Below are 24,557 nucleotides of genomic sequence, written 5' to 3'. Positions count from 1 at the left end.
ATTAATCCGGGTTATGCAATATTGAGGTAAGGCGATGAACGATCTGATACGCATCCCATGCGTCCTGATGCGCGGTGGCACATCGCGAGGCCCGTTCTTTCTTGCTTGCGATCTGCCAGCCCAAAGGGAACAGCGCGATGCGGTTCTCCTGTCCATCATGGGGTCCGGCCACCCTCTTCAGATCGACGGCATCGGCGGCGGAAATCCGGTGACGTCGAAGGTCGCCATCATCGGTCCGTCGAGCGTGGACGGCGCGGATGTCGATTACCTTTTCGCCCAGGTGCGCACCGACAGGCAAATGGTCGATTACTCGCCGAACTGCGGCAACATGCTTGCAGCGGTGGGCCCGTTCGCCATCGAGGCCGGGCTTGTCCGGGCCAGCGGATCGAGCACGCATGTGCGTATTCACAACGTCAACACAAAAAAGATCATCGAGGCGAAGGTCCCGACCCGCGACGGCGAGGTCATTTATCTCGGCGATGCGTCGATCGACGGCGTTCCGGGGCTGGCCGCGCCCATCGCCCTCACCTTTCTCAACGCTGCTGGCGCCAAGACGGGCGAACTGTTTCCCACGGGAAATCCTTCAGATATCATCCAGGGAATACCCGTGACGTCGATCGATTGCGCCATCCCGATGGTTCTGATGCGCGCAGACGATGTCGGTGTCTCCGGTTATGAAGACGCTGTATCGCTCTCAGCCAATCGTGAACTGGTCGCGAAGCTGGCATCGATCCGCACGGAAGCAGGTCGCCTGATGGGCATGGGCGATGTGTCCGACATGGTGATCCCGAAACCGGTCATTCTTTCGGCGCCACGCAACGGCGGCACGCTTTCCGTCCGCTACTTCATGCCAAACGAATGCCACCCCGCCCTCGCGACAACCGGTGCTGTCGGCATCGCCACGGCGGTTGCCAACCCGGGTACCGTGGCCTCAACGATCGCCGGCGCCACGGAACTGCCGGCTCTGATCCGTATCGAACATCCAGACGGACGCATCGACGTTCAGTTGGAAACAAGAAGCGGATCCACCGTCGCGGGACTGGTCAGGACCGCGCGGAGACTTTTCGAAGGTTATGCCTTCGCAAAACCCAAAGGGCGTGTCGACCACGCCGCTTAACCCGCTCTGGTGAGGACCGGAGCATTAACGGAGGAAAATCATGCGCAAACTACTTCTGGCGACTGCCGCTGTGCTCGCCCTGACCACTGCTGCCCAGGCCGAACCCGTTCGTATGAGCGTCGGCTCCTACAACCTGAACAACCTGCCCTTCCCCGTTGCCGAGAGCCTCGGCTTCTACAAGGAAGAAGGTCTCGACGTGACTATCGAGAACTTCGCTCAGGGCGGTTCGAAGGTGCTTCAGGCGCTGGTTGCGGGCTCGACCGACGTAGCCGTCGGCTTTTACGACCACACGATCCAGATGCAGGCGCAGGGCAAGCACGTCATCGGCTTCATCCAGCTCGCACGCAATTCTGGCCTTGTCCTCGCAGGCAAGAACGACACCGATTTCGATCCGGCCAAGCCGGAAACGATCAAGGGCAAGAATGTCGGCATCACCGCGCCGGGATCGTCGTCCGACTTCTTCATCCGCTATTTTCTCAAGCAGCACGGCCTGACCGACGATGACATCTCCATCATCGGCGTCGGTTCGGGTGCGGCTGCCGTTGCGGCCCTCCAGCAGGGCAAGATCGACCTCCTGGTCAACTACGACCCGGCCGCGACGATCGTCGTCGAGCGCGGACTCGGCAAGATCCTTATCGACGCACGCAGCGACGAAGGCGCGAAAGCCGTCTATGGCGGCATCTATCCGACCTCCGTACTCTACGCGAACCAGGACTACATCGAAGCCAACCCGCAAATCATTCAGAAGGTCACCAATGCGACGTTGAAGGCGCTGCACTGGATGAAGGATCATTCGGCCGAGGAGATCGTCGCCAAGCTGCCGGAGGACTTCGTGTCCGGCGACAAGCAGACGTATACCAGGGCCGTCGAGAACGCCAAGGCAATCTTCTCCGAAGACGGCAGGTTCGTCCCGGCAGATCTCGAAACTCCGCTGGCCGTCCTGAAGAGCTTCAACGAAAGCGTCGGCAACGCCACCATCGATCTTGGCGCGACCTACACAAACAAGTTCGTCGAGGCTGCAGGCCAGCCCGCGAACAATTAAGGAAAATCGTCATGTCTATTGCAGCAGCTAAAATCGAGGCTGTGTCGCAGCCCGGTCTGCCTCCGATGGTCACGATCGACAACGTCACGATGGCGTTCGGTTCGTTCGTCGCGGTCGAGAACGTCAACCTCACCGTTGGAAACGGCGAGTTCCTGTCGATTGTCGGGCCGACCGGGTGCGGCAAGTCCACCATCCTCAACGCGATCGCCGGGCTTCTGAAGCCCGCGAAGGGCCATGTCTCCATCGACGGCGCACCGGTCAAGGGCGTTCAGAACAACATCGGTTATCTCTTCCAGCAGGACGCCCTGCTGCCCTGGAAGACGGCGTTCCAGAATGTCGAACTCGGCCTGATGTTTCGCGGCGTGCCCGTTGAAGAGCGTCGTGTCAAGGTCATGGCATGGCTGGAGAAGGTCGGCCTGAAGGGCTTCGAAGGCCGCTTTCCGCATCAGCTTTCGGGCGGCCAGCGCAAACGCGTCCAGATGGCGCAGGCGCTGATCACCGAGCCGAAGGTCATCCTGATGGACGAACCGTTCTCCGCGCTAGACATCCATACGCGCCACCTGATGCAGAACGAATTGCTGCGCCTGTGGCAGGAGGACCGCCGCGCCGTCGTCATGATCACCCATGATCTCGAGGAAGCCATCGCGCTCGGCGACCGCGTCGTCGTGCTGGCCGCGGGTCCGCGCAGCCGCGTCATCGAAAGCTTCGGCGTGGATCTCGAACGTCCGAGAAACGTCGCCGAAATCAAGCTCGACCCGAAGTTCATGACCCTTTACCGCGACATCTGGGCGTCGCTGCGGGGCGAAGTGGAGAAGTCCTATGCAAGCCGTTAACGTTCGTCTCATCCAGATTACGCTGTTGGCCGTGATCCTCGGTGGCTGGCAGCTCGGCGTGACGAGCGGCCTCATAGACCGCTTCTTCTTTCCGGCGCCGCTAGACATCGTTCAGCAGGTTGTCACCTGGATCATCGATCCCGGCTTCTACAAGCATGTCGGTATCACGCTTAGCGAAACCGTACTCGGCTACCTGATCGGCACCGGCCTCGGCGTTGCAGCAGGTGTCTGGCTTGGTCTGAGCCCGTTCACGGCCCGCATCCTCGATCCCTTCATCAAAGCCATCAATGCCATTCCGCGGGTCGTACTTGCACCGATCTTCGTGCTGTGGCTGGGCCTTGGCCTATGGTCGAAGGTTGCACTGGCCGTAACGCTGGTGTTCTTCGTGACGTTCTTCAACGCCATGCAGGGCGTGCGCGAAGTCAACCCGGTCGTCCTGTCCAATACGCGCATCCTCGGAGCACGCCGCTCCGATCTGCTTCGCCACGTCTACTTCCCCGCGGCGGCCAGCTGGATCCTGTCGTCGCTGCGCACATCCGTCGGCTTCGCGGTCGTCGGCGCGATTATCGGCGAATATCTTGGCGCCTCGGCCGGTCTCGGCTACCTTATCGCCCGTGCGGAAGGCAACTTCGACGCGGTCGGCGTCTTCGCCGGGATCATCATCCTCGCGGTGTTCGTCCTGATCATCGACCTGCTTCTCGACGTCGCTGAAAGGCGCCTGATCACCTGGCGCCCGAAGGTCGGCGAAGAACGCCCGGCCTGACCGGATCAACGAAACGTCAGCCAGTTATGGGCGGCTTTGTGTCGCCCATTTCCTTGTGCGAGAATACACAAATGCGTGGCTCGCCAGAAACTGAGGTACAATAACGACTTGCAGCACAAGAAGGAGAAGCGGACGGCGACATCGCTGTTACTAGCCAGCCCTTAGATCTTGTGTGAAAATCGGCAACCCGGGCAATGGTTGAGCGTCGCCCAAGCATCTCGTCGTGCCAAAGGACGGCAGCTTTCCCTCTTGGGACTTTGAGATATGTTGCCGGCAAACAGAGAAGAGGTCAGTCCTCGACCCGGAACGAGTTCTCTTTCGCGACCCTCAAAGCGCCTTGAACGCCCGCAGCATGGCGACGCCGCGTGGGAAGTGGGCATCCGTTCAAAATTGCACGAACGCCCGACATCTGTCGGCTGCGCGGTCAGTCGCCATCTCTCCTGGCGTCAAAGGCCGCCCTGGACTTCCGAAAGCGATCCGCGTTCTCGACGATCCATGTCCACAATGGGATCATGCGCAGGAGCAGATCCATGCCCGTTTCGGAAAGCGCGTACTCGACCTTCGGAGGGTTTTCATTGAAGTCGTTTCGGATGACCAGACCGTCCCGCTCCAACTGACGCAGAGTCCGTGTCAGCATGCGTTGCGTGACGCCGTGCATGCGTCTTCCAATCTCAGCATGACGTAGGCTCCCGTAGACGCCGAGCGTGTGGATGATGCCGAGAGACCAACGGTTGCCAGCATGCGCCAGCACTTCGCGACGCACACCGTCGTCGTCGTCTCGCAAGCCATCGCACACCGTTTGAGAATACGTCAGGACGTCTTCTCGGCTCAAAGTCTGGTTTACAGTATCACGCATGTACCTTCTTTCATGTGCCAGAGCGCATCGCTAGATCATTGCCGAAACGCATTCTCAATGAGGCAAATACGATGATTGATACACCATCCCACACAACGACGCGGTCCATTCTTGTCCTGGGCGCCGGTGAACTCGGGCAACCCGTCCTTCGCAATCTGGCACGCCGTGCACGCGAGGAAAAGCATACGACGATCAGCGTCCTTCTACGGTCCAGCGCCATTTCGTCGAATGATCCGGAAAAACAACGTACCGTTGCAGAAATCCGAGAGCTCGGCATCGAAATCGTCGTCGGCGATCTGGTCAAGAGTTCGATCAACGAGCTCGCTTCGCTGTTCGCACGATACCACACGGTGATTGGTTGCACCGGCTATGCTGCTGGGATCGACACGCCCATGAAGCTGGCGAAGGCGGCATTGCAGGCCCGTATCCCCCGCTATTTCCCCTGGCAGTTCGGCGTCGACTTCGACGTGATCGGGCGCGGCAGCCCGCAAGACATCTTCGACGCGCAGTTGGACGTCCGCGAGCTGTTGCGGGCTCAGACCCAGACCGAGTGGGTCATCATCTCGACCGGGATGTTCATGAGCTACTTGTTCGAGCCGGAGTTTGGCGTCGTCGACTTGAAAAATTCCGAGGTCCATGCGCTGGGAAGTCTCGATACAGCCGTGACGCTGACCACTCCCGAGGACATCGGGAAGCTGACTGCGGAAATCGTGTTCGCCGAGCCGCGCATCATCAACGAGATCGTGTTCCTGGCAGGCGATACGGTGACCTATGGGGAGGTTGCTGACAAGCTGGAGGCGGGTCTCGGGCATCCCTTCCGGCGCTCCGAGTGGAGCGTGCCCTTCCTGATGGAAGAACTGGCGAAAGATCCGCAGAACATGATGCGCAAGTACCGGGCGGCCTTTGCCATGGGTCGCGGCGTCGCGTGGGACAAGGCCGGGACGTACAACGAGCGGCATTCCATACCGGTCACGGACATCGATGCTTGGATCCACGCAAACCTGGGTGCCTCCGGTCGGGCATAGCCCGCGATCACCCTGGGGGTTCACGATTTCGAGCGGGTGGGTCCGGCAACGCATGAATGTCGTCCCCACCCGCTGTCCGACGCCCCTCCTGCAAGAATGCCAGCCTCGTTGGCACATTCGATTTGCGCCATGCCGCGTTTGAGAATGTGGCTTCGATGGCGAAGCCAGTGGTCCGCCCCAAGCGGAACGGCCAGCCGTGCTATTTCGGATAGCGTTTCGATTGGGACCAGCGCCGTGCTGATTTCGCGATACCGTCTGCTGTCTGCCAGCCAGATGTCGCCCGAGCGCAGGGCATTGCGAAGTTCGAACAACAGCCCGATTTCCCACGCTTGCCGATTTGGCTTCCCCATCCTTCAGAATTCGTTTGCGCCAACTTGCGCGATTGCGAGATTGAACAGCGCCAGGTCGCGTATCGCACCCGACATCTGCAGTCGGATTCGGATGGCACAGACCTCCTTCGGCTTCAATGGAGGCTTGTGACCGGTGATGCGGCCCGAGTTCCAGCTAGACATAGCTGTGCTCCTAGAGCCACCCTCCACTGCCGATGTCGCCCAGTCCGGATGCGTCTCTCGCCTTGAGAAGAACCAACCTTCGATCATGCGCGATACCTCTCTTACATGCCCGCGAGCCGAGAAGTGAGACGATGGATGTGCGCCGCACCTACACCGCAGCAGCCGCCAATCATCGTCGCGCCGCTATCGACCCAAGCACAGGCAAAGGCCGTATAGCGGTCAGCCGAAAGATCGTCGCGGATCGCGTGTAACGCCTCATTTGCAGCTCCACTTTCGTCCGCTGCGAACGCGTTGGCATAGACACCGATTTCGATGAAACACGCTTCCTTCGCAAAGACGGTTACCGCCTCCTCGACAGCCCGCCGCATGACTTCCGGACGGCTGCAGTTGAAGAGCAGCCCCGAAGCGCCGGACCCCGCAATCCAGCGCGCGGCTTCCGCAACGCTTTCACCAGAACGCAGCGCTGCGGGTCTTGCCTCAGCACCCGGTTCGTCCTTAAGCGTGAAGGAAATCCAGAACGGCTTGCCGGTATCGGCTACAGCCTGCTGCACCGCCTCCGCCTCGGCAATGAGGCTTAGCGTCTCCCCAAGCCAGACATCGACGTGAGGGGCAAGTTCCTCGACCAATACCGTGAGATAGTCCTGCACCAAATCCGGCCTGAAGCTTTGCGGTTCGTAGGAACCGAAGATCGGAGGCAGCGATCCTGCGACGAGAACATCACGATCCGGCGCGCGGGCGGCCCTCGCGCGCCAGACCCCCGGCAAGTGCAATCAATCTGCGACCCTCGGCGCGGAACCGTTCCTCACCGATATGAAACGGCACCAGCGCGTAGCTGTTGGTGGTGACGACATCGGCACCCGCCGCGATGAACTCTTCATGCACCTGTCGGACGATTTGCGGATTGTCGATGAGCGCAAGCGCGGACCATTCGGGTTGCCTCAATTGCGCACCGAGACGTACAAGTTCGCGGCTCATGCCGCCGTCGAGAATTCTGATTGATTTCATGGCATACCTTTAAGTTCAATTAGCGCTTGATCATCGAAGACAATGCGAATGCCGTCAGGGTGTCACGAACACCAGGCAGTCCCGACACCTCCTGCCACACTTCCCGGATGCGATCCGCCGTACCCGCCTCGACCCGGACGACAAGATCGAATTCACCGCTCATGACGTCGCAAGATACGACCTCTGGCACGCGCTTTAGCGCCTGGATAACATCCCCGCCACGCATGCGGTCGTGGCGGTAGACGAACATCATCGCGGTGACTGCCGCGATCCGCGGCTTTCCTTCACCGGCTACGATCGTGTAGCCCTGAATGAGGCCGTCACGCTCCAGGCGTTCGATACGCTGGCGGACGGCATTCCGCGAAAGGTTGACTTTCTCCGCCAGTTCCGCGTGCGCAATCCGCGCGTTGCGGGTCAACTCGGCAAGAATGTGCTCATCCAGGCGGTCGAGGATGCGTTTCATGGCTGCATGTCCTGAACCATTTCCTTGGCTGAAATGAACGCGGCCCGGGAAATAGCTTCAAGGTCGGCAAGCCTGCCATCCTGTGCAAGTGCGGTCGCCGCGGCTGCCATGACGAAGCCTGGCAGAGCCCGCCGCTCGGCCAAGCTCAGTGGACGGATCTCTTCGTATCCGGCAAGCAAAGTGACGGCGAGCGTTCTTTGAAGCGTGCCGTCCGCCTCCATCGTCCAATGCAGCAGCGCCTGGGCGACTTCGGCAATGAGAACGTCGTCGTGGCGCAGGCGGAAATTGATGATGCCGCTGACCTGCCCGTCGAGAAAGAACACGTTGTCGCGGTTGAGGGCGCCGTGCACGGGGCCTTTCGGTAGCCGGGTTGCGATCCCTTTTCCGAAACGCCCCAATGTCTGATGTATTTGCGCCATGCACATCCCCAGCGCATGGCATCTGTCGGGAGTGATGCCGGTCGGGCGGGATCCGGGCACGAAGCCGACCACGGCGACAAGTTTGCCCGAAACGGTGATGGTCGCCGCCCCGGCATCGGTGCGAAAGATCGCCGGACAGCGAACGCCAGCAGCGGCAAGCGTCTCCATCGTGCGGAATGCTCGCTCGATATCAAAAGGCTCAGCATCGCTCTCGAACAGAGTAACAATGAACTCGCCGCGTTGCGAGCGGAAGAGGAAGGTGGTCTCTGCGTCGCCATCGGCGATGCCAATTACCGATGTCAGTTGCCCAAGCCTATAGGCCGTCGCAATGCGGCTGCAATCAGCATCCGAAAGGTCCGTGAAAACAGCCATATGTCCCCTCCTGTCAGTGCTGCACCGGCCCGGGGCCTTCGGCCGTGTCAGCGCCGAAAATCAATTCGATCTGCGCGGCACTCAGACCGCTGTCGCGCTCAACTACGTCGCGCAACGCCATCCCTTCAGCAAGTGCAGCACGCGCAAGGGTAGCCGCCCGTGCATAGCCCACGAACGGATTGAGGGTCGCGGCGAGGACGAGGGAGCCGTCGTGAAGAGCCCGGCAGCGCTGTTCGTCCGCTTCGATCCCGTCGACGCACCGGGATCGCAGTGAATCCATTCCTTTCGCCAAAAGGCGCATGGACTGCATGATGTTCAGAGCGATGACCGGCTCCATGGCGTTCAGCTGGAGTTGGCCCGCGCCGGCTGCGAGCGTGACGGTGAGGTCGTTGCCGATTACCTGAAATGAAACCTGGTTCATCATCTCGGGGATCACCGGGTTGACCTTGCCTGGCATGATCGACGAACCCGCTTGCATCGCCGGAAGCCGAATTTCTCCAAGACCAGCGCGCGGCCCGCTCGACAGGAGCCGAAGGTCGTTGCAAATCTTGGAGAGTTTCACCGACATGCGCTTGAGCGCACCCGACACGGAAACGAAAGCGCCCGTATCGGACGTTGCTTCGACGAGGTTACGCGCCGGCCGAACTGTGACGCCTGAGATGCTGGAGAGATGCTGGCAGACGACGGCTGCAAATCCCTTCGGTGCATTGACCCCGGTGCCAATCGCGGTCCCACCCAGATCGACCTCGCGCATCAGTTCTATGGCGGCGAGAAAATGTGCGACATCTTCCTCCAACGTTTCGGCGAAAGCCTCAAATTCCTGGCCAACAAACATTGGTACGGCGTCCTGAAGCTGTGTCCTGCCAACCTTGACGATGTGGGCAAACTCCTCGCCTTTGCGTCGGAAAGAGGCTACGAGCGCCCGAAGCGCCGAAACCAATGTCTCGCCTTCCCTTAAAACAGTCAGACGTATTGCGGTCGGATAGACGTCGTTGGTCGATTGCGACAGATTGACGTGATCGTTCGGGTTGATCGCGTCGTAGCTGCCTGCAGGTCGACCAAGGCTCTGAAGCGCCATATTGGCAACGACCTCGTTGACGTTCATGTTGGACGAAGTGCCGGCCCCGCCCTGCATCATGTCGACCGGAAAATGCGGCGCCAGGATTTCACCAGCAATCAGCCGGTCGCAAGCACGCTCGATCGCCTGCGCCATCGCCGGATCGACAAGACCCAGGTCCAGATTGGTCGCGAGAGCCGCCTTCTTGACCATGGCGAGCGACTGAACGAGCTCTGGAAAATCCTGAAGTCTGGAGCCGGAAACATCAAAATTCTCCACTGCGCGCAGCGTATGGATGCCAATCAAGGCATCGGCGGGCAATTCCCGACCACCTAGAAGATCCACCTCAACACGCGTTTTCGCCATGGTCTTGTTCCTTCTTCCACTCACCCTGAAATGGCCTGGTCGAGATCGTCGATCAGGTCTTCGGCCGCCTCCAATCCGATAGACAGGCGGAACACGCCATCGCCGGCAAAGCGGCGGTAATCCTCCAAGGGCTCTCCGGTAAGCTGATAGGTGCTCTTCATCATCTCCTGGGTGTCGAGCAGCACGACGATCGAGCGCTGGTGGCCGAGCGAGAAGGCGTAGTGGCCAACTTTGAGGCGTTCGGCCAACTGGCGTGCCGTCCGGTCCTGATCCTCTACCTGGAACGTCAAGATACCGCCCGATACCGCCATCTGGCGCTTTGCAAGGTCATGCTGCGGGTGTGACGAAAGCCCTGGATAGGTCACGACCGCCACAGCGGGATGGCGCTCGAGGAAAGCCGCGACCTTTGACGCCGTTTCGGAGATCGTTCGGATCCGCGGGAAAAGAGTATCGATACCACGCATGATAAGCCACGCGTTCATGGCGGGCATCGAGGCGCCGAGATAGACGCCGGCACGCGATCTGATCGTCTCCACCAGGTCCTTGGATCCGCACACGACGCCGCCGAGGGCATCGCCGTGACCGTTGATGAACTTCGTAAGCGAATGGATCACCAGGTCCACCCCCAACGACAACGGCTGCGTGGCGACGGGTGTGGCAAGCGTCGAATCGACCGACATCAAGGCGCCGTGTTGTCGCGCAAGCGCCGAGATGACGGCTAGATCGGTCAGACGCAGGATCGGATTGCACGGACTTTCACAATGGACGAGCCGGGTGTTGGGCCTGAAGGCCTTCGCCACGTCTTCAGGACGGGACATGTTTACCGCCGTCACCTCGATGCCGTAGTCCGGCAGTATGCGCCGGGCAAGCTCGTTGGCACCGGCATAACAGACATCGCTGAGGATCAGATGATCGCCCTTCTTCAAGAAGGTGAGGAAGGTGGCGCCGATGGCAGCGATCCCCGTCGCCGTGGCAAGCGCGTCATCAGCGCCCTCAAGCGCGGCAAGACGTTGCTCGAGCTGTCGAACCGTAGGATTGGTCCAGCGGGCATAGAGAAACGGCAGCGCTGTCAGATCATCGATCCCGTCTGCCGAGAATGCACCGTCGCCTGGTTCCAGCACGTTGTTGACGGACATGGATATGTTGGGTGCGATCGCCTTGGTCGCCGGATCGATGACGAGCCCACCGCTTAGTGCCAGAGTGTCGCGCGCCAGTTCCATCTGTGCGCCAGGCCTCCTCATGCGGCGATCAGGACCGGGTGCCGGAATGTGTGAGAGTTTCGATGCAGTCATCGCTTCCTCCTGCAAATTGGCTTTCTAGGAACCCAAGGGATAAACTTCCCGTCCACTGCGGACCTTGCTGACCGCTGCGGACAAATGAGCGCATCAATCAAGAACGCCGGCGTGGCGCATTGCCGCGTCGATTTCGGCCTCGACCACAGGGGAGACGCTCACCAGCGGCAAGCGTACGTCACGGGCCATACGGCCCTGGCGCCAGAGTGCATATTTCGGCCCCGCCGGATTGGTCTCCAGAAAAAGCGCGCGGTGAAGTGGCATCAGCCGGTCCTGAAGTTCGATAGCGCGACGGAAGTCACCGGCAAGGCAAGCGGTCTGGAATTCCGCGCAAAGTCTCGGCGCGACATTGGCCGTTACGGAAATGCAGCCATGACCGCCATGCGCCATGTAGCCGAGTGCCGTCCCGTCCTCTCCCGAAAGCAGGTTGAAATCCGGTCCGCAGGCGATGCGCTCGAGCGATGGGCGCAAGAGGTTGGCGGTCGCGTCCTTGACGCCGACAACGTTGCGGCAATCGCGCTTCAGTCGTGCAAGCGTCTCCACGGAGATGTCGATGACGCTGCGTGGCGGGATATTGTAGACGACGATCGGAATGGAGACTGCCGCATCGATCGCACGGAAATGTTGATAGATGCCTTCCTGTGTCGGCTTGTTATAGTAGGGCGCAACGATCAGCAGCGCATCGGCGCCAGCCGTTTGCGCGTGGCGGCAAAAGTCGATCGCCTCTTCGGTGCTGTTCGAGCCAGCTCCGGCGATGACCGGAACGCGCCCTTTTGCAACGTCCACGGTCATTTCGACCAGCCGCTTGTGTTCGGCGTGCGAAAGGGTCGGGCTCTCGCCGGTCGTCCCGCAAGGCACCACGCCGTGGCTGCCTTCCGCAATCTGCCACTCTACCAGCGACCGGAAGGCCGCATCGTCGACCATGCCGTCGAGAAATGGCGTGACGAGCGCCGTAATCGATCCTTTGAACATTGCAATCTCCATTGCTCGACCGGCCTTATCGGCGTATCGGCACCTGCATTTCGACGGCCCGGAAGGCACGTGTGATGATAAGGGTGAGGCAGACGTAGAAGATGGTGACGACGAGAAGCGGCTCGTAGACGAGAAGCGTGTCCTGCCTGATCTTGTACGCGACGGCATAGAGGTCCATCACGGTGACGGTGAAGGCGAGCGGCGTGGCTTTCAGCTGCAATACGACCTCGCCGGCAATCGTCGGGAGCGCGATCCGGATCGCGCGCGGCAGCCATATGCGGCGCAGAAGCGTCGAGCGGCTCATCCCAAAGGCGCGCCCGGCCTCTAGTTCCCCCTTCGGCACCGCAAGCAATGCCCCGCGCAGCACCTCTGCCTCGTAGGCTGCGTAGTTGAGGGTGAAGCTTACCGCCGCGAAGAAGAAACCCTCACGCACGATTGGCCAAAGGAAGCTTGAACGCAGCCCCGGGATCATCGGCAGCAACGAGCCGACGCCATAGTAGAGCAGCCACAATTGGATGAGCAGCGGCGTGCCGCGCAAACATGTACAGTAGGTCTTGGCGCACCACCGCAACCAGCCGGGGCCGTTGACCTGAGCAAGCGCAAGTCCGATCGCCAGGATGAAACCGAGAACGACGGAAATGACGAGCAGCAGTACGGTCTGTATCGCGCCGGCGACGATCAGCGGCCAGTAGCCGGAAATCCACGAGAAGTCCATTGTCCGTCCCTCAGGCTGTTTTCGGCTGACCGCGCCGGAAATAGGTTTCAAGGCTGCCGAACACGACATTCGAGACGAGCGTGATCGCGAGATAGATCACGGCGGCGGCGAAGAAGAACAAGAAGTAATGTTTGGTGTTGCCACCAGCGAGCCGCGTCGCGAGCGCCAGTTCCTGGTAGCCGACGACCGCGATCAATGCGCTGTCCTTCGTTACCGACATCCACAGATTGGCCATACCTGGAAGCGCATTCGGCATCAGCGCCGGAGCCAAGATCCGCCGAAACCGCAACCAGGGCCGCATGCCGAAGGCACTCGCCGCTTCGATCTGCCCCACGGGGATGGCAAGGATCGCACCGCGCAACACCTCTGTCACGTAGGCACCTTGCACAACACCGAGGACCGTGACGGCTGCCAGGAAACCGTTGATCTCGATCGGCGGGAAACCGAGCGCGGAGAGCAGTCTGTTGATGCCGTCCGTTCCGGCATAATAGAGCCCGATGATCAGGATCAGCTCCGGGATAGCGCGGACCGCAGTCGTGTAGATATCCAGCAAGACAACGACGGGGCGGCTGCCCTTGACCTTGCCAGTGGCCCCTGCCAGCCCGATCAATATGCCGAGCAGGTAGGCGCCCAGCGAAATCAGGATGGTCGAGGCCGCGCCCGAAAGCAGCACCCCTCCCCATCCCGGCGGATAGGGGGAGAGCAGGTCCAGAATGGATGAGCTTGTCGACATGAAAACGGCTCCTCGGCAGCCGAACGGGGTCGCTGCGGCTCGAACGCGATCCTAGATGGGAGGCAGTGTCATAGTTCGTGCCGGACGCACGGCGTTGGCCGTGGCCCATGCACTCCGGTCATTCGCCGAAGGGATCGAAGTCGAAGTATTTCTTAGAGATTTCGGCGTACTTGCCGCTCGCGCGGACGGCAGTGATCGCGGCGTTCAACTTTGCCAAAAGCTCAGTATCTTCCTTTCGAAGGCCGCCGCCGATGCCCTGTCCGAGGACGGCCGGGTCGTCCTTGACGTTTCCCTTGTCCTGGCAGCAATCCTTGCCGAAATCGGAGCCAAGAAACGTCATCAGCGGAATGGAATCGCCGAAGACGTAATCAACGCGGCCGACGGCGAGATCTTGAAACGCCTCATCCAGCGTTGCATAGGTCTTTTCGGATGCAACAGCCGAATAATGCTTCTTGTAGTATTCCGTCTGTATCGTGGAGACCTGGATTCCGATCGTCTTGCCCGCGACATCGTCGGCGGTTGTGCCGCTCTTGCCGTCCTTTGCCCCAATCAGCTTGCTGGGCGTGTTGTAGTACTTGTCCGTGAAGGCGATTGTCTTCTTGCGCTCGTCGGTGATCGACATCGAAGACCAGATAACGTCGAACTTCTTCGATTGGAGACCGGGAATGAGACCATCCCAGGACATGTCGACGACCGAGCAGGTTTCTTTCATCTCGGCGCAGACAGCGTCCATCAGTTCGATTTCCCAGCCGACCCATTTCCCGGCCGCGTCCTTGGTGAAGAAAGGCGGGTAAGCCTCGTTCATGATGCCGAAGCGCACTTCGGCGCTCGCAGCGACAGCAGAGGTGAGGAGCGCAGCTCCGACAACGAGATAGATTGCGGTTTTCATGTCAGTTCCCTCTTTTCTTTGATTGGCGCGCATTCAGTGGCGTGACGAACTTGTGAAATCGCGACACCGGGTGCTGGTTGGAGCACCGAAGATCTGCTCCGGTCTGCCCTCTTCCTCCACGCGGCCCTGGTGGAGGAATATGACGTGATTGGAAACGTCGCGGGCAAACTTCATCTCGTGCGTGACGAGAAGCATCGTCCGTCCCTCTTCGGCAAGATCACGGATGACCTTGAGCACTTCGCCGACGAGTTCCGGATCGAGCGCCGACGTCGGCTCGTCGAACAGCATCACGGAGGGGTCAACGCAGAGCGCGCGTGCGATGGATGCGCGCTGCTGCTGGCCGCCCGACATGAAGGCCGGATAAACATTGCGCTTCTCGTAAAGGCCGACCTTCTGCAGCAACGCCTCGGCCTTTTCTGTCGCCTCCTTGCGGCTCAGGCCAAGGACATGGACCGGCGCTTCGATGACATTTTCCAACACGGTCATGTGGGCCCAGAGATTGAAGCTCTGGAACACCATGCCGAGACCTGTGCGGATGCGCTCCACTTGCCGCCAGCGGGCTGGATGGGCACGGCCGTCTGCTCCCGTCTTCATGAGAACTTCCTCGCCATTGATGACGAAGCGGCCCCGATCTGGAATCTCCAGAAAGTTGATGCAGCGCAGGAAGGTGCTCTTGCCGGAGCCGGAGGCGCCAATCAGCGAGATGACATCCCCTTTCCTTGCGGCAAGTGAAATGCCTTTCAGCACTTGATGGGTGCCGTAGCTCTTGTGTACGTCGTCCACGCGTAGCGCGCAGGAAATATCGGTTGTCATTCGTTCCCCACTTTTTTCGTGGCTTATTTTGGTGCAGTTTAGCGATCGCTTGTGCGGCAAGTCCGCGCATTATGGCGTCATGGCGATTTATTTCCGCTGACTTTATCGCCTTTGCGGGTATTTTGGGCGTCATTCACGATTGATGCAGATGACCTTCGGCTGCGTCATTTCCTCGTAAGCAAAACGCACGCCCTCGCGCCCCATGCTACCGTGTTTGAACCCACCGAAGGGCATGGCGTCGAAGCGATAGTCCGAGGAGTCGTTGATCATGACGCCGCCGGCCTCAATGCCCGCCGCGGCTTCGAGCGCATCGGCCAGTTTGTCGGTGAAGATGCCGGCATGCAGGCTGTAGTCGGGCTCATTTGCCATACGGATTGCGTCGGAGAGCGTCTCGAAGGGTTCGAGCATCACGACCGGCGCAAAAACCTCCTCGCGCCAGAGCCTGTTGTCACGCGGCACGCCTTCGAGCACCGTAGGGTGGTAGACCGCACGCTCGCGCTGATGGCCGCACAGCAATCTTGCGCCGGCAGCGATCGCCTGCTCGACTGCCGCCTGTGCGCGTTCGGCCGCGGCGACCGAAATCATCGGTCCCACATGAGTGTCCTCGCGGCCCGGATCGCCCGCTTTCAGGTGTCCGGTACCGACGACGAATGCATCGCGGAACCGGTCGTAGCAGGAAGCCTGGACGAGGATGCGCTGCGTGCCGATGCAGTTCTGGCCAGCCGCCCAGTAGGCGCCTGACAAGCAACCTTCGACCGCCTTGTCGAGATCACAGTCCGACATGACGATGACTGGAGCGTTGCCACCGAGGTCCATGGCGAGCTTTTTCAGCCCGGCGGACCGACTGATCGCCTCGCCGGTCGCAAAGCCGCCGGTAAACGACAGCATTCGAACGTCGCGCGCTGAAACGATAGCGCGCCCGAGATCCGCGCCGCCGATCGCGACTGTGATGATTTCTTGCGGCATGCCCGCTTCAATCAAGATCTCGACCAGTTTGAGTGCTGAAAGAGGTGTCAACTCAGACGGCTTGAGAAGTACCGCGTTGCCGCCGGCAATCGCGGGTCCAAGCTTGTGAGCCACAAGGTTCAGCGGATCGTTATAGGGCGTGATCGCAGCGATGATACCGAGCGGCTCGCGCGTGAACCAGCCCTGACGCGCCTCAGACCCCGCATAGGCGTCGAACGGCACGATCTCACCGGCGTTTCGTTTCGCCTCCTCTGCAGAAAGCTTCAGCGTATTCACGCAACGCAGCGTCTCCTTGCGTGCCTGGACGATCGTCTTGCCAGCCTCGCAGACGATAGTGTGTGCGAATTCCTCGCGCCGCGCGTCGATGAGAGTTGCCGCAGCTTCCAAGATGACGGCCCGGCGATGCCGGGGCAACGCCTTCGATATCACGGCACCCTGCCGCGCCCTCTCAAGGAGAGCACCTACGTCGTCAGGGCTGCAGGTGCTCACGCTTTCAACGAGCGAGCCGTCATAAGGGTTGAAAACGGCGACCTGCTCCAAAGGCGCAACCACCTGACGTTTCACGCTCGTCATTCTGCGGCCTCCTTCGTCGGGCGAGCCGGTCCGGCACGGTGGATCGCGATGATGTCCGACAAAAGGGCATAAGCTGTCTCGATCCGCCCAGCCCCAGGACCGGTGACCGTCACGGCCCCGAGCATATCGGTGGTAAAGGAAACGGCGTTTACAGCGCCGTTCACGCCGGCAAGCTGGTGGTCGACGGAAAGACGGCGCGGGGCCACGGACGCCGTGATCCGCCCGTCCTGTTGGCGAACGGCCGAGCCAATCAGTTTCCACCTTTGCCCGTCTTTAGCGGCATTCTCGATGTCGGCGACCGTGAGCGACGAAATACCCTGGCAGGCGACGTCGGCTGGCTTAAGCGACGCGCCCAAGAGTTCGTTCGCCAGAATGACGACCTTGAGTCTTACGTCGTAACCTTCAACATCCGCGGTCGGATCGGCTTCTGCATAACCGAGTGCCTGAGCCTCTCCGACCGCCTGCGAGAAGCCGAGCCCGGCCTCCATGCGACCGAGGACGAAATTAGAGGTGCCGTTAAGGATGCCTTCGAAACCGCTTAGCCCCGATCCCGCAAGCATTGTCTTTGCCGTGCGCAAGACCGGCGTGCCGCTCATGACTGCGCCCTCGTATTCGAAGCGGGCATTTCGCCGGCGGGCGAGTGCGTTGAGTTCGGTTGCAGCCAGAGCCACCGGCCCCTTGTTGGTGGTCACTACATGCTTGCCGGCTTCGAGCGCCCAGCGGCAGTGAGAAACCGCTGGTTCGCCATCGTTAGGATTGGTGAAGGTGGCTTCTGCAACAATGTCGGCGGGTGCCTGCTTGATTACCTTCTCGTTGTCAGCGTCCGCCGACCCGCCTGAAAGCCGCGCAAAGCCGCCCTTTTCCCACTGCGTCTCGACAAGCATGCGGGCATCGATGCCGTTCTGCGAAACGACCGATCCGAGATTGAGATCGGTCACCGCAACGATGTTCAGCCGAAAACCCAGCTCGGTCTGCCACCGATCATTTCGCTCGGCGACAAGCTGAGCGAGAGCGCGATTGACACCGCCAAATCCAATTAGTGCAATGTTGTACTGGTCCATTTCGCTTCCTCATCAAGGTCGATGGGGAGAGCATGCTGGTCCGCAGAGGCACGCGGAAGGTTGCGAAACGGCCAAATGACTGGCCAATCTGCCAAGCGCCGTGACAAATGCGTCGAAATCACGCAAAAACGACAGGCTGCGAAAGCCGGAGGCGCAAGCGAGCACAACTTTGCAGTTTCGCCGCGCCAAATATAATCTTCACGCACGCGAGCAACCCGCAGGATGCCGTCATGGAACCGCTTGACCATTTTGATCGCAAGATTCTCGAGATCGTACAAATCGATTGCCAGATGAAAGCTGAGGCGATCGGCGAGCGCGTCGGGCTGTCTGCGTCTGCCGTGCAGAGACGCCTCAAACGGATGCGGGATTCCGGGGTCATTACGGCAGAGATCGCGCTTGTTGACCGCAAAGTAGCAGGCAACTCCATGACGTTCATCGCTGGCATGGAGATCGAACGCGAGAATTATGATGCCCTTTCACGCTTCCGGGTCTGGTTGGCCAAGCAGGAGCATATTCAGCAAGTCTACTATGTTACCGGTGCAGTCGACCTTATAGCGATCATCACTGCGCGGGATGTCGGCCAGTACGACGAAATCACCGCCCACCTGATGTCGGAGAACCCGCAGATCAAGCGCATCCATACCAATGTCGTGCTGAAGGATATCAAGCTCAGCATGTTCGTCCCGATTGCTGACTAAATGCTGGAGCTCGCCGCACGTCCCGTCAGGCAATTCCCACTTCAGATGAAATGCCTTCAGACTCACGTCCATCGCGCGCTCGATACCCATACGCCCCAAAGGAGTCGCGCGCAGCACAAGTCTTCCTGAGTGACCGGGCAATGTCGATGATGTCGTCGCGTGAAGCGGTTGGGTCTTCCTTGCTCCAGGCGACGCCCAGGCCGATTTTCAGATCGACGCCGCGCACCGGCTTGAGCTCGAAATTGCGGTTCGGCAGATCCTTCGTCCATTCCGGCACAAAGCCGATGCCAAGACCGGCGGAGACCAGCGACACGAGCGAGAAGGTGTCGTCACAGCTGTAGGCGATGTTACCGGCGAGACCATGGGTCTCGAACATCTCGGAAAAATAGCGCTCCGAATAGGAGAGGTTTTGACGGGAGAACGCGATGATCTTCTCCTCCCTCAGATCTTCGATGTCGATCTCGCTTCGAATCGCCAAGGGGCTCGTCTTTTCGACCGCCAGCAGATAGCGCTCGTGTGCGATCGAGAAGAAGCGCAACGAGCCGATGTTTTCGACCGGACGGATAAAGCCGAGATTGATCTGCCCGTTTTCAAGTCCGCGGATGATGTCTGAGGTCGAGCCACTGCGCACATGCAGCGCCACATCGGGAAACTTCCGGCCGATGCGTGACAGAAACGCCGGCAGCACCCCGGTCGTTGCCGGATAGACCGTTCCAATCCTGATCGTTCTCGCCGCTTTGCCGGCAACCGAGCGCGCCACTTCGGCCGACAGTCCGACATCGCCCATGATCCGAACCGCCCGATCGTAGAACGCCTCCCCTGCCTGCGTCAGTTCCACCCGACGCGTCGACCGGTCAAGCAACCGCACACCGAGCTCCTTCTCCAGCGCCTGGATGTGAGAACTCAGCGCCGGCTGAGCGATATGCATGCGCCTGGCCGCCCGGTGGAAGTGCAGTTCCTCGGCCACTGCAACGAAATATGAGAGTTGACGTAGTTCCATGTCGCGGCCTCGAATCTGATCGACAGGCGCGCGCCAAGGCGCAGGACGGAATACGCCCAGCGAACGACGCGGAATCGTTGAAGGAGATATCGATGCAGTGTATCTATATAGCGTCCCGGTGTTTGTCAATACCATGTATCGAAATTAATACGAGGTCGCTGTGAATCCTGCCCAAGCCCGTGCTGCGCGTGCCATCTTGAAGCTCGGAGTACGGGAAGTCGCGGAACTGGCGAAAGTGACAGCAAACACGGTCAGCCGGGTTGAGCAGGATGAAGCAGGCCCAAGAGGGCCTCAACCCGTGACAATTGAGGCGATCAAGCGAGTCTACGAAGAACGAGGCGTTGTTTTCTTCGAAAGCGGTCCCGGACCGGACGGCGGCCCAGGGGTGCGGTTGGCTCGCTGAAAAGTTCGTGGACGTCCGCCCTTGGAATGCCCCCCTCATTCCAGTCGATACATTATGCGATACTGGACGCACAAACCGGAAACAAACCCGGCACATGATCGTGGCGCCGTGTCTTGCGGCAAAGGGTTCAGATTAGCTGCCGACGACCTACTCGATCACGTTGGAGCCGGAACAATCGTGCTGGCGGACAAGGCCCGGTGGTCCAATCAGCGAACTGATACGTCTGGGTGCGAGCGCAGGATAAGGCTGGCGCGATAGGGGACAGCTGTGGGTTTGGCCATGCTGGTTGTCGCGGTCTCGTCTCCAGCTCGAAGCTCATCTACCCGACCGGCAGCATGCCTACGATCACTGTTTATTCGGTGATCGCACCGGCCAGCCTCGCCAGATAGTCCTCACACACCGCTTTGACCAGGGCGTGAAGAACAGCAGCCCGGTCGAGGAGGAAGGCAAGCGCTTCGTCACTGATCTGATAATGCTTAGAATAGCGTGCCTTCACATAGGCTTCGTTGATCGTGTTGAACCAGGCGGCATAACGCTGCCGGTCCCGCGGCCAGGCATCCGCCAGGCGGCGGTCCAGATCTTCGGCGAAACTCCGAAGCGAACGAAGATTGTGGGTCGGTGGGCCGTAATTCTTGAGCACGAGAAGCACTGTCGAATAGGCGTGCTCGATCGCTTGATGCAATTGAAAAGCAGCCAGTACGGTCTCGCCCTCCGAGACGCAGAACCGCGCGACCTTAAGAAAGCCTTCAGCATGCGGAAGGCGGGCTTCGTAGTAGTCGCGTGCGATTTCCAGCTGCTGGGCTGAGCTGATCGGCCGTGGTTCGACCAGCGGTTCACTGTCGAGTTCGTAGAGCACGATGCCCTGTCGGCGAATATCGCAGAAGAAGTCTTTTCCCCGCCTCAGTTCCTCATTCACCTCGCGCCGGGAATGCACGATGAACGACACCTGCATGCCCTTCAGCAACCGGTCGTTCAACAGCCGGTCGGCGGCATTGTTCCAGTACGCGGTGAAATCCGTCAGTTTGCGATTGTTGACGATGACCAGCAGGTCGTAGTCGGAGCGGTAGCCCTTGCCGGTATGTTCCTCATCGACCCAGTCGCCCCGGGCATGGGAACCGAACAGAATGACCTTGAGGATCCGGCCCTTCTTCTTGAAATCCGCCGTCCCCTCAGCCAGCGCGTCCTCGAACTCCTCGCGCAGGATCTCGAGTGCCCGGGCGAGTTGGCGCCGCTTGGTTTCGGGCAGATGATCGAGACTCGTCTTCATCAACAAACAATCGGTCCTTCGTGTGGGAATCGCACCGTGTGGTCGTTGATACCTTGCCGAAAGGTGCCGGCCAATTCAACGAAGCAACCGTAAAGCTAAGTTTGCCAGACCTTCACAAACAGCGAGCAAGTGGAACGTCCGGCGCTGATCACGTAGTATGTCCCCGACGGTGGTTCTCGCCGCGAGACCATTTGAGACCGGTGGTGCCTGGTACTTGGAGGGGACGCAGATTAGTCGTTCGCTGTGATCTCAGCGCGATCGAGCGTGCTTTGAAGTTCTCCGGCCACTCGCTGAGAGCGGCCTCGCCATTATGAGACCCCGCGATGAGAGCTAACCCTTCTTTGAGAAAGCCCGTTTAGATGGATATCGCACAGAGGGGACACGCATGAAGATTTTTTGGTCGTGGCAGTACGATACGCACGGAAAAACCAGCCGACATCTCATACGAGAGGCTCTCGATGAAGCTGTGGAACAGCTTAAGGTGGATGCCGCCGTCGACGAACCGTTCCCAAGGGATATGCACGTAGATTCCGACCGCCAGGGGATTTCCGGGAGCCCGGACCTCGCGAATGAAATTTTCAAGAAAATCGCCGCCTCAGACATCATCGTGGCTGACGTAACCCCGGTCGGCGTAGTCGTTAATCCCGACGATCTGACCAAGCCGCTGAAACATCTAATGAACCCGAACGTCGCCATCGAGCTGGGCTATGGGCTGCACGCATTGTCGGAGTATAATCTCATAATGGTGATGAATCGACACTACGGCGGGCCGGAAACGCTTCCGTTCGATCTTCGGCAAAAGTCTTTTCCAATCACCTATGATCTAGCCCCATCGGCGAACAAGCAGGCGCGCATTGACGCCAAGCAGCGCCTCGTCTCGGCTTTTGTCAGAGCGATCGGGCTTTGCCTCGATGTGCGGTCTAGGCCAAGGCCGCCAGCGTTCGATCGCACCAGCGCGTCCTTTACCGAAGGCGTGTTCTTCGAAGAAAATGAACTGCTACTCGGCGACACCCCGAATAACGCCACCTTCAGAAACGGCGAGGGTTTTTATCTCCGACTTCTGCCGCAAGCGTCGCAAATGAAGCACCGGTTCTCAAAGCAGGAACTCAAACGCGCTTTTGAGGACGCGCCTGCGCCGATGGGAGAAAAGCGGCCAGAAATGGCGGCCTTCAATCGCTATGGCGCTGTTGTTTTCAAGCGGGACGACGACGACGATGGATATCTGGCGGCGATTACGCAGGTGTTCGACACAGGGGAGCTCTGGGGGTTCACTAAGGAATTAGTCATCATGAATTCCAGAGGTCGATACGCGTATTTCCCGAGGGTCAGGAACGCATTGGCTGCGACTCTGCGGGATTATCTCCGGTTCATGGCCAATATCAATATCGTGCCACCGTATCGAGTGATCGCCGGCGCGGCAGGACTTCAAGGCGTCCCGCGCATTACCGTCGAGAGCGACACCCCGGGCGGCGACAAGTTCGCTTCGAATAAGATTACTTACGAGGCAACACTTCAGAGTGACAGCTGGGAGGACATCGATAGTTTCCTTCGCGAGGCGGGTAGTGCCCTTTGGGGCCAATAGACGATTGCTCGCGTGCGGGCCGACTTTGTGCCTAAGCTGCCGGGCGTCGGTATCCCGTGCCGCCGCCTTAGAACTTCATTGTGGGGCCTCTAGTTCAGTGGTCAGAGCCGTCCGCACATAACCGATTGGTTGCAGGTTCGAGTCCTGCCGGGCCCACCATTATCACCTCGAGCGTCACTACCCTGCCCGGCACACCCAGTACGGCCCGTATTCGGTGCCATTCATTCCGTGGAATAGAGCTCCTCCTCGCGCGTGTTTAGCATTCCCGCCAATGTGCGCAAGCCGCTGTCGAGCTGATCCATCGTCGGGGTCCCGACGGCGCGCGGTTATAATACTTTGGCAGAAACTTATAACATTGACAGCTTGCTCACAGCGTTATAAGTTCTTGGCAGAAAATTATAACGGCGACCACGACTTTGGTCAAAGGGAAGCGCGCGTCAGGCAGATCGCTGCGCTTGTCGGCGCTTTCAAAAGGACGAAATGCCAATGATGAGAGAGATCGACATCAGCTATCGGACGATGTTCGCGGAGCTGACGCAACGGACGCTCGACGGTCAGTTTTTGGCAGACTTCCCCATGGAAGGATGGTTCGTGACCGTGACCGTCAAAGACCGCAATTACTGGTATTTCGACCTCCCAGATGGCGAGGGCAAATACAAGCGAAGCTATGTCGGTCCAGAAAGCGACGAAGAGATCACGGCACGGGTGAAGGCGCACAAGCAGATCAAGGACGATCTCCGGGAGCGGAGGCGCATGGCGAGCACGCTACGTCGTGCCGGTCTCCCCGGTCCCGACACCTTCGCGGGCGATATCACGAAGGCGCTTGCCGACGCCGGCTTGTTCCGGCTACGTGCGGTGCTGATTGGGTCGGTGGCATTCAGCACCTATGCGGGGATGCTTGGCGTCCGACTGCCCTCGTCTGCCATGCAGACAGGCGACGCGGATTTCGCGCAAGACTTCGCGATCTCGGCCGGGGTGCAGGACAGCCTTCCGCCCATTCTAGATATCCTCCAGTCGGTCGATCCCGATTTCCGGGCCGTGCCGCACCAAGCGGACAAAGCCAAGGTGGTCGCCTTCCAGAACGGTAGCGGCTACCGAGTGGAGTTCCTGACTGGAAACCGAGGATCGGACGAATACACGGGCAAGCCGTCTCCCATGCCCGCCCTCGGCGGCGCTTCGGCAGAAAACCTCCGGTTCCTGGACTTCCTGATCTACGAACCTGTCCGCACGGTGCTTCTCTTCCGCGAAGGCGTGAACGTCCTGGTCCCCGCTCCCGAGCGGTATGCCGTCCATAAGCTTATCGTTGCCTCGAGAAGGCTCACTGACACGCTAGGACGCGTGAAATCGGACAAAGACCTGGTGCAGGCCTCCCTACTATTCGAAGCCCTAGTAGAGACGCGCCACGAATACGAGTTAGTCGATGCTTGGGAAGAGGCGTGGGATCGGGGAGATTCTTGGAAGGAAGGCCTTTGCAACGGCCTCTTGAGGCTATCAGCCAAAGGTGTGAAGGCGCTTGGTAAGGCGCTCGGATCGAAGATGCCTGACTTGGAAAAGTTGAGAGCTGATGATCGTTCCAAATGAATTCCCCGGCGACGCAAGCCGCTCCTTCGCGCCGACAACGGCCGTCGGCGTCGCGGATCGCCTGCAACGGCCTCTGGTCTCACGTCGACACGAACAGCGTCCCCGGCGTGCGTTTGTCAGCCTTCCCTGTAGCAGCCACCGTGGGCAACAATGCCTGTGCCTGTTGTAGACACTATCTGGCC

General features: G+C 59.8%; 21 protein-coding genes and 3 pseudogenes. 8 read left to right on the top strand and 16 right to left on the bottom strand.

The genetic code is table 11. From position 1 onward, the window contains the following. The first annotated feature begins 34 nt into the window (after window positions 1–34). The 4 genes from BLU35_RS24155 to BLU35_RS24140 all read left to right on the top strand — a co-directional run bounded on the left by BLU35_RS24155 (window position 35) and on the right by BLU35_RS24140 (window position 3,755). Complete coding sequence (locus BLU35_RS24155) at window positions 35–1,117, top strand: 4-oxalomesaconate tautomerase (protein ID WP_093234807.1); 1,083 nt, start codon at window positions 35–37, stop codon at window positions 1,115–1,117. Between the two features lie 40 nt (window positions 1,118–1,157). Then, a complete protein-coding gene (locus BLU35_RS24150; protein ID WP_176907405.1) occupies window positions 1,158–2,159 on the top strand; it encodes an ABC transporter substrate-binding protein in 1,002 nt (333 codons plus the stop codon). A gap of 65 nt (window positions 2,160–2,224) precedes the next feature. Continuing rightward, window positions 2,225–2,992, top strand: coding sequence for an ABC transporter ATP-binding protein (locus BLU35_RS24145; RefSeq protein WP_176907413.1), 768 nt, complete (start codon window positions 2,225–2,227; stop codon window positions 2,990–2,992). Continuing rightward, a complete protein-coding gene (locus BLU35_RS24140) occupies window positions 2,979–3,755 on the top strand; it encodes an ABC transporter permease (protein WP_093234805.1) in 777 nt (258 codons plus the stop codon). Before BLU35_RS24145 ends, BLU35_RS24140 begins: the two co-directional genes overlap by 14 nt. A gap of 424 nt (window positions 3,756–4,179) precedes the next feature. On the opposite strand, the gene BLU35_RS24135 is transcribed toward BLU35_RS24140, so the two are convergent. Then, entirely contained in the window at window positions 4,180–4,611 is a 432-nt protein-coding gene (locus BLU35_RS24135; RefSeq protein ID WP_286161602.1) for a winged helix-turn-helix transcriptional regulator, read from the bottom strand. A 71-nt stretch (window positions 4,612–4,682) separates the two neighbouring features. On the opposite strand from BLU35_RS24135, the gene BLU35_RS24130 reads away from it, so the two are divergent. Next, window positions 4,683–5,636 carry an aromatic alcohol reductase gene (locus tag BLU35_RS24130; RefSeq protein ID WP_093234804.1) on the top strand — a complete coding sequence of 318 codons (954 nt, stop codon included), beginning with the start codon at window positions 4,683–4,685 and terminating at the stop codon, window positions 5,634–5,636. A gap of 380 nt (window positions 5,637–6,016) precedes the next feature. On the opposite strand, the pseudogene BLU35_RS24120 reads toward BLU35_RS24130, so the two are convergent. The 13 genes and pseudogenes from BLU35_RS24120 to BLU35_RS24060 form a co-directional block, all read right to left on the bottom strand. Further along, window positions 6,017–6,148 (bottom strand): annotated as a pseudogene (locus tag BLU35_RS24120) (tyrosine-type recombinase/integrase); the annotation flags it as partial. A 101-nt stretch (window positions 6,149–6,249) separates the two neighbouring features. Then, window positions 6,250–7,153, bottom strand: a pseudogene (locus BLU35_RS24115) (homocysteine S-methyltransferase family protein). A gap of 19 nt (window positions 7,154–7,172) precedes the next feature. Then, window positions 7,173–7,616: an Lrp/AsnC family transcriptional regulator gene (locus tag BLU35_RS24110; protein ID WP_093234802.1), complete on the bottom strand. Its 444-nt coding sequence runs from the start codon at window positions 7,614–7,616 to the stop codon at window positions 7,173–7,175. Continuing rightward, a complete protein-coding gene (locus tag BLU35_RS24105) occupies window positions 7,613–8,407 on the bottom strand; it encodes a phosphotransferase (protein WP_093234801.1) in 795 nt (264 codons plus the stop codon). Before BLU35_RS24105 ends, BLU35_RS24110 begins: the two co-directional genes overlap by 4 nt. A gap of 13 nt (window positions 8,408–8,420) precedes the next feature. Then, window positions 8,421–9,830, bottom strand: coding sequence for an aspartate ammonia-lyase (locus BLU35_RS24100; protein WP_093234800.1), 1,410 nt, complete (start codon window positions 9,828–9,830; stop codon window positions 8,421–8,423). A gap of 20 nt (window positions 9,831–9,850) precedes the next feature. After that, on the bottom strand, window positions 9,851–11,122 hold the full coding sequence (locus tag BLU35_RS24095; RefSeq protein WP_093234799.1) for a trans-sulfuration enzyme family protein: 1,272 nt from the start codon (window positions 11,120–11,122) through the stop codon (window positions 9,851–9,853). A gap of 93 nt (window positions 11,123–11,215) precedes the next feature. After that, a complete protein-coding gene (gene dapA, locus BLU35_RS24090) occupies window positions 11,216–12,094 on the bottom strand; it encodes a 4-hydroxy-tetrahydrodipicolinate synthase (protein ID WP_093234798.1) in 879 nt (292 codons plus the stop codon). 25 nt (window positions 12,095–12,119) lie between these two features. After that, window positions 12,120–12,809 (bottom strand): ABC transporter permease, encoded by a 690-nt coding sequence (locus tag BLU35_RS24085; RefSeq protein WP_093234797.1) that lies wholly within the window; start codon window positions 12,807–12,809, stop codon window positions 12,120–12,122. 10 nt (window positions 12,810–12,819) lie between these two features. Further along, complete coding sequence (locus BLU35_RS24080) at window positions 12,820–13,542, bottom strand: ABC transporter permease (protein ID WP_093234796.1); 723 nt, start codon at window positions 13,540–13,542, stop codon at window positions 12,820–12,822. A gap of 118 nt (window positions 13,543–13,660) precedes the next feature. Next, window positions 13,661–14,431 carry a transporter substrate-binding domain-containing protein gene (locus BLU35_RS24075; protein ID WP_093234795.1) on the bottom strand — a complete coding sequence of 257 codons (771 nt, stop codon included), beginning with the start codon at window positions 14,429–14,431 and terminating at the stop codon, window positions 13,661–13,663. A 33-nt stretch (window positions 14,432–14,464) separates the two neighbouring features. Next, window positions 14,465–15,244 carry an ABC transporter ATP-binding protein gene (locus BLU35_RS24070; protein ID WP_093234794.1) on the bottom strand — a complete coding sequence of 260 codons (780 nt, stop codon included), beginning with the start codon at window positions 15,242–15,244 and terminating at the stop codon, window positions 14,465–14,467. A gap of 129 nt (window positions 15,245–15,373) precedes the next feature. Continuing rightward, complete coding sequence (locus BLU35_RS24065; RefSeq protein ID WP_093234793.1) at window positions 15,374–16,783, bottom strand: aldehyde dehydrogenase family protein; 1,410 nt, start codon at window positions 16,781–16,783, stop codon at window positions 15,374–15,376. Beyond that, the gene (locus tag BLU35_RS24060; protein ID WP_093234792.1) at window positions 16,780–17,844 is read right to left on the bottom strand and encodes a homoserine dehydrogenase; all 1,065 of its coding nucleotides are present in this window, start codon (window positions 17,842–17,844) and stop codon (window positions 16,780–16,782) included. The genes BLU35_RS24065 and BLU35_RS24060 overlap by 4 nt, the downstream gene beginning before the upstream one ends. A 230-nt stretch (window positions 17,845–18,074) precedes the next feature. Here BLU35_RS24060 and BLU35_RS24055 point away from each other — a divergent pair, with 230 nt between their 5' ends. Beyond that, the gene (locus tag BLU35_RS24055) at window positions 18,075–18,542 is read left to right on the top strand and encodes an Lrp/AsnC family transcriptional regulator (protein WP_093234791.1); all 468 of its coding nucleotides are present in this window, start codon (window positions 18,075–18,077) and stop codon (window positions 18,540–18,542) included. 121 nt (window positions 18,543–18,663) lie between these two features. Here BLU35_RS24055 and BLU35_RS24050 read toward each other — a convergent pair. Together BLU35_RS24050 and BLU35_RS24040 are read right to left on the bottom strand one after the other, a co-directional pair. After that, a pseudogene (locus BLU35_RS24050) lies at window positions 18,664–19,542 on the bottom strand (LysR family transcriptional regulator); the annotation flags it as partial. Window positions 19,543–20,297: 755 nt separating this feature from the next. After that, complete coding sequence (locus BLU35_RS24040) at window positions 20,298–21,212, bottom strand: nucleotidyltransferase and HEPN domain-containing protein (protein ID WP_093234788.1); 915 nt, start codon at window positions 21,210–21,212, stop codon at window positions 20,298–20,300. 385 nt (window positions 21,213–21,597) lie between these two features. Here BLU35_RS24040 and BLU35_RS24035 point away from each other — a divergent pair, with 385 nt between their 5' ends. Both BLU35_RS24035 and BLU35_RS24025 read left to right on the top strand, forming a co-directional pair. Then, entirely contained in the window at window positions 21,598–22,794 is a 1,197-nt protein-coding gene (locus BLU35_RS24035; protein WP_093234787.1) for an NADPH-dependent FMN reductase family protein, read from the top strand. Window positions 22,795–23,280: 486 nt separating this feature from the next. After that, complete coding sequence (locus BLU35_RS24025; RefSeq protein ID WP_093234786.1) at window positions 23,281–24,375, top strand: nucleotidyltransferase family protein; 1,095 nt, start codon at window positions 23,281–23,283, stop codon at window positions 24,373–24,375. The last annotated feature ends 182 nt before the right edge of the window (window positions 24,376–24,557 follow it).

The organism is Sinorhizobium sp. NFACC03, from assembly GCF_900103435.1.
GTDB lineage: Bacteria > Pseudomonadota > Alphaproteobacteria > Rhizobiales > Rhizobiaceae > Ensifer.
The sequence above is the reverse complement of the archived record's forward strand: the minus strand, read 5'-3'. Positions and strand labels throughout refer to the sequence as shown.

Coding starts and splice junctions, on each gene's coding strand:
- BLU35_RS24155 (WP_093234807.1), top strand. CDS start 35: ATGAACGATCTGATACGCATCCCATGCGTCCTGATGCGCGGTGGCACA.
- BLU35_RS24150 (WP_176907405.1), top strand. CDS start 1,158: ATGCGCAAACTACTTCTGGCGACTGCCGCTGTGCTCGCCCTGACCACT.
- BLU35_RS24145 (WP_176907413.1), top strand. CDS start 2,225: ATGGTCACGATCGACAACGTCACGATGGCGTTCGGTTCGTTCGTCGCG.
- BLU35_RS24140 (WP_093234805.1), top strand. CDS start 2,979: ATGCAAGCCGTTAACGTTCGTCTCATCCAGATTACGCTGTTGGCCGTG.
- BLU35_RS24135 (WP_286161602.1), bottom strand. CDS start 4,611: ATGCGTGATACTGTAAACCAGACTTTGAGCCGAGAAGACGTCCTGACG.
- BLU35_RS24130 (WP_093234804.1), top strand. CDS start 4,683: ATGATTGATACACCATCCCACACAACGACGCGGTCCATTCTTGTCCTG.
- BLU35_RS24110 (WP_093234802.1), bottom strand. CDS start 7,616: ATGAAACGCATCCTCGACCGCCTGGATGAGCACATTCTTGCCGAGTTG.
- BLU35_RS24105 (WP_093234801.1), bottom strand. CDS start 8,407: ATGGCTGTTTTCACGGACCTTTCGGATGCTGATTGCAGCCGCATTGCG.
- BLU35_RS24100 (WP_093234800.1), bottom strand. CDS start 9,830: ATGGCGAAAACGCGTGTTGAGGTGGATCTTCTAGGTGGTCGGGAATTG.
- BLU35_RS24095 (WP_093234799.1), bottom strand. CDS start 11,122: ATGACTGCATCGAAACTCTCACACATTCCGGCACCCGGTCCTGATCGC.
- dapA (WP_093234798.1), bottom strand. CDS start 12,094: ATGTTCAAAGGATCGATTACGGCGCTCGTCACGCCATTTCTCGACGGC.
- BLU35_RS24085 (WP_093234797.1), bottom strand. CDS start 12,809: ATGGACTTCTCGTGGATTTCCGGCTACTGGCCGCTGATCGTCGCCGGC.
- BLU35_RS24080 (WP_093234796.1), bottom strand. CDS start 13,542: ATGTCGACAAGCTCATCCATTCTGGACCTGCTCTCCCCCTATCCGCCG.
- BLU35_RS24075 (WP_093234795.1), bottom strand. CDS start 14,431: ATGAAAACCGCAATCTATCTCGTTGTCGGAGCTGCGCTCCTCACCTCT.
- BLU35_RS24070 (WP_093234794.1), bottom strand. CDS start 15,244: ATGACAACCGATATTTCCTGCGCGCTACGCGTGGACGACGTACACAAG.
- BLU35_RS24065 (WP_093234793.1), bottom strand. CDS start 16,783: ATGACGAGCGTGAAACGTCAGGTGGTTGCGCCTTTGGAGCAGGTCGCC.
- BLU35_RS24060 (WP_093234792.1), bottom strand. CDS start 17,844: ATGGACCAGTACAACATTGCACTAATTGGATTTGGCGGTGTCAATCGC.
- BLU35_RS24055 (WP_093234791.1), top strand. CDS start 18,075: ATGGAACCGCTTGACCATTTTGATCGCAAGATTCTCGAGATCGTACAA.
- BLU35_RS24040 (WP_093234788.1), bottom strand. CDS start 21,212: ATGAAGACGAGTCTCGATCATCTGCCCGAAACCAAGCGGCGCCAACTC.
- BLU35_RS24035 (WP_093234787.1), top strand. CDS start 21,598: ATGAAGATTTTTTGGTCGTGGCAGTACGATACGCACGGAAAAACCAGC.
- BLU35_RS24025 (WP_093234786.1), top strand. CDS start 23,281: ATGATGAGAGAGATCGACATCAGCTATCGGACGATGTTCGCGGAGCTG.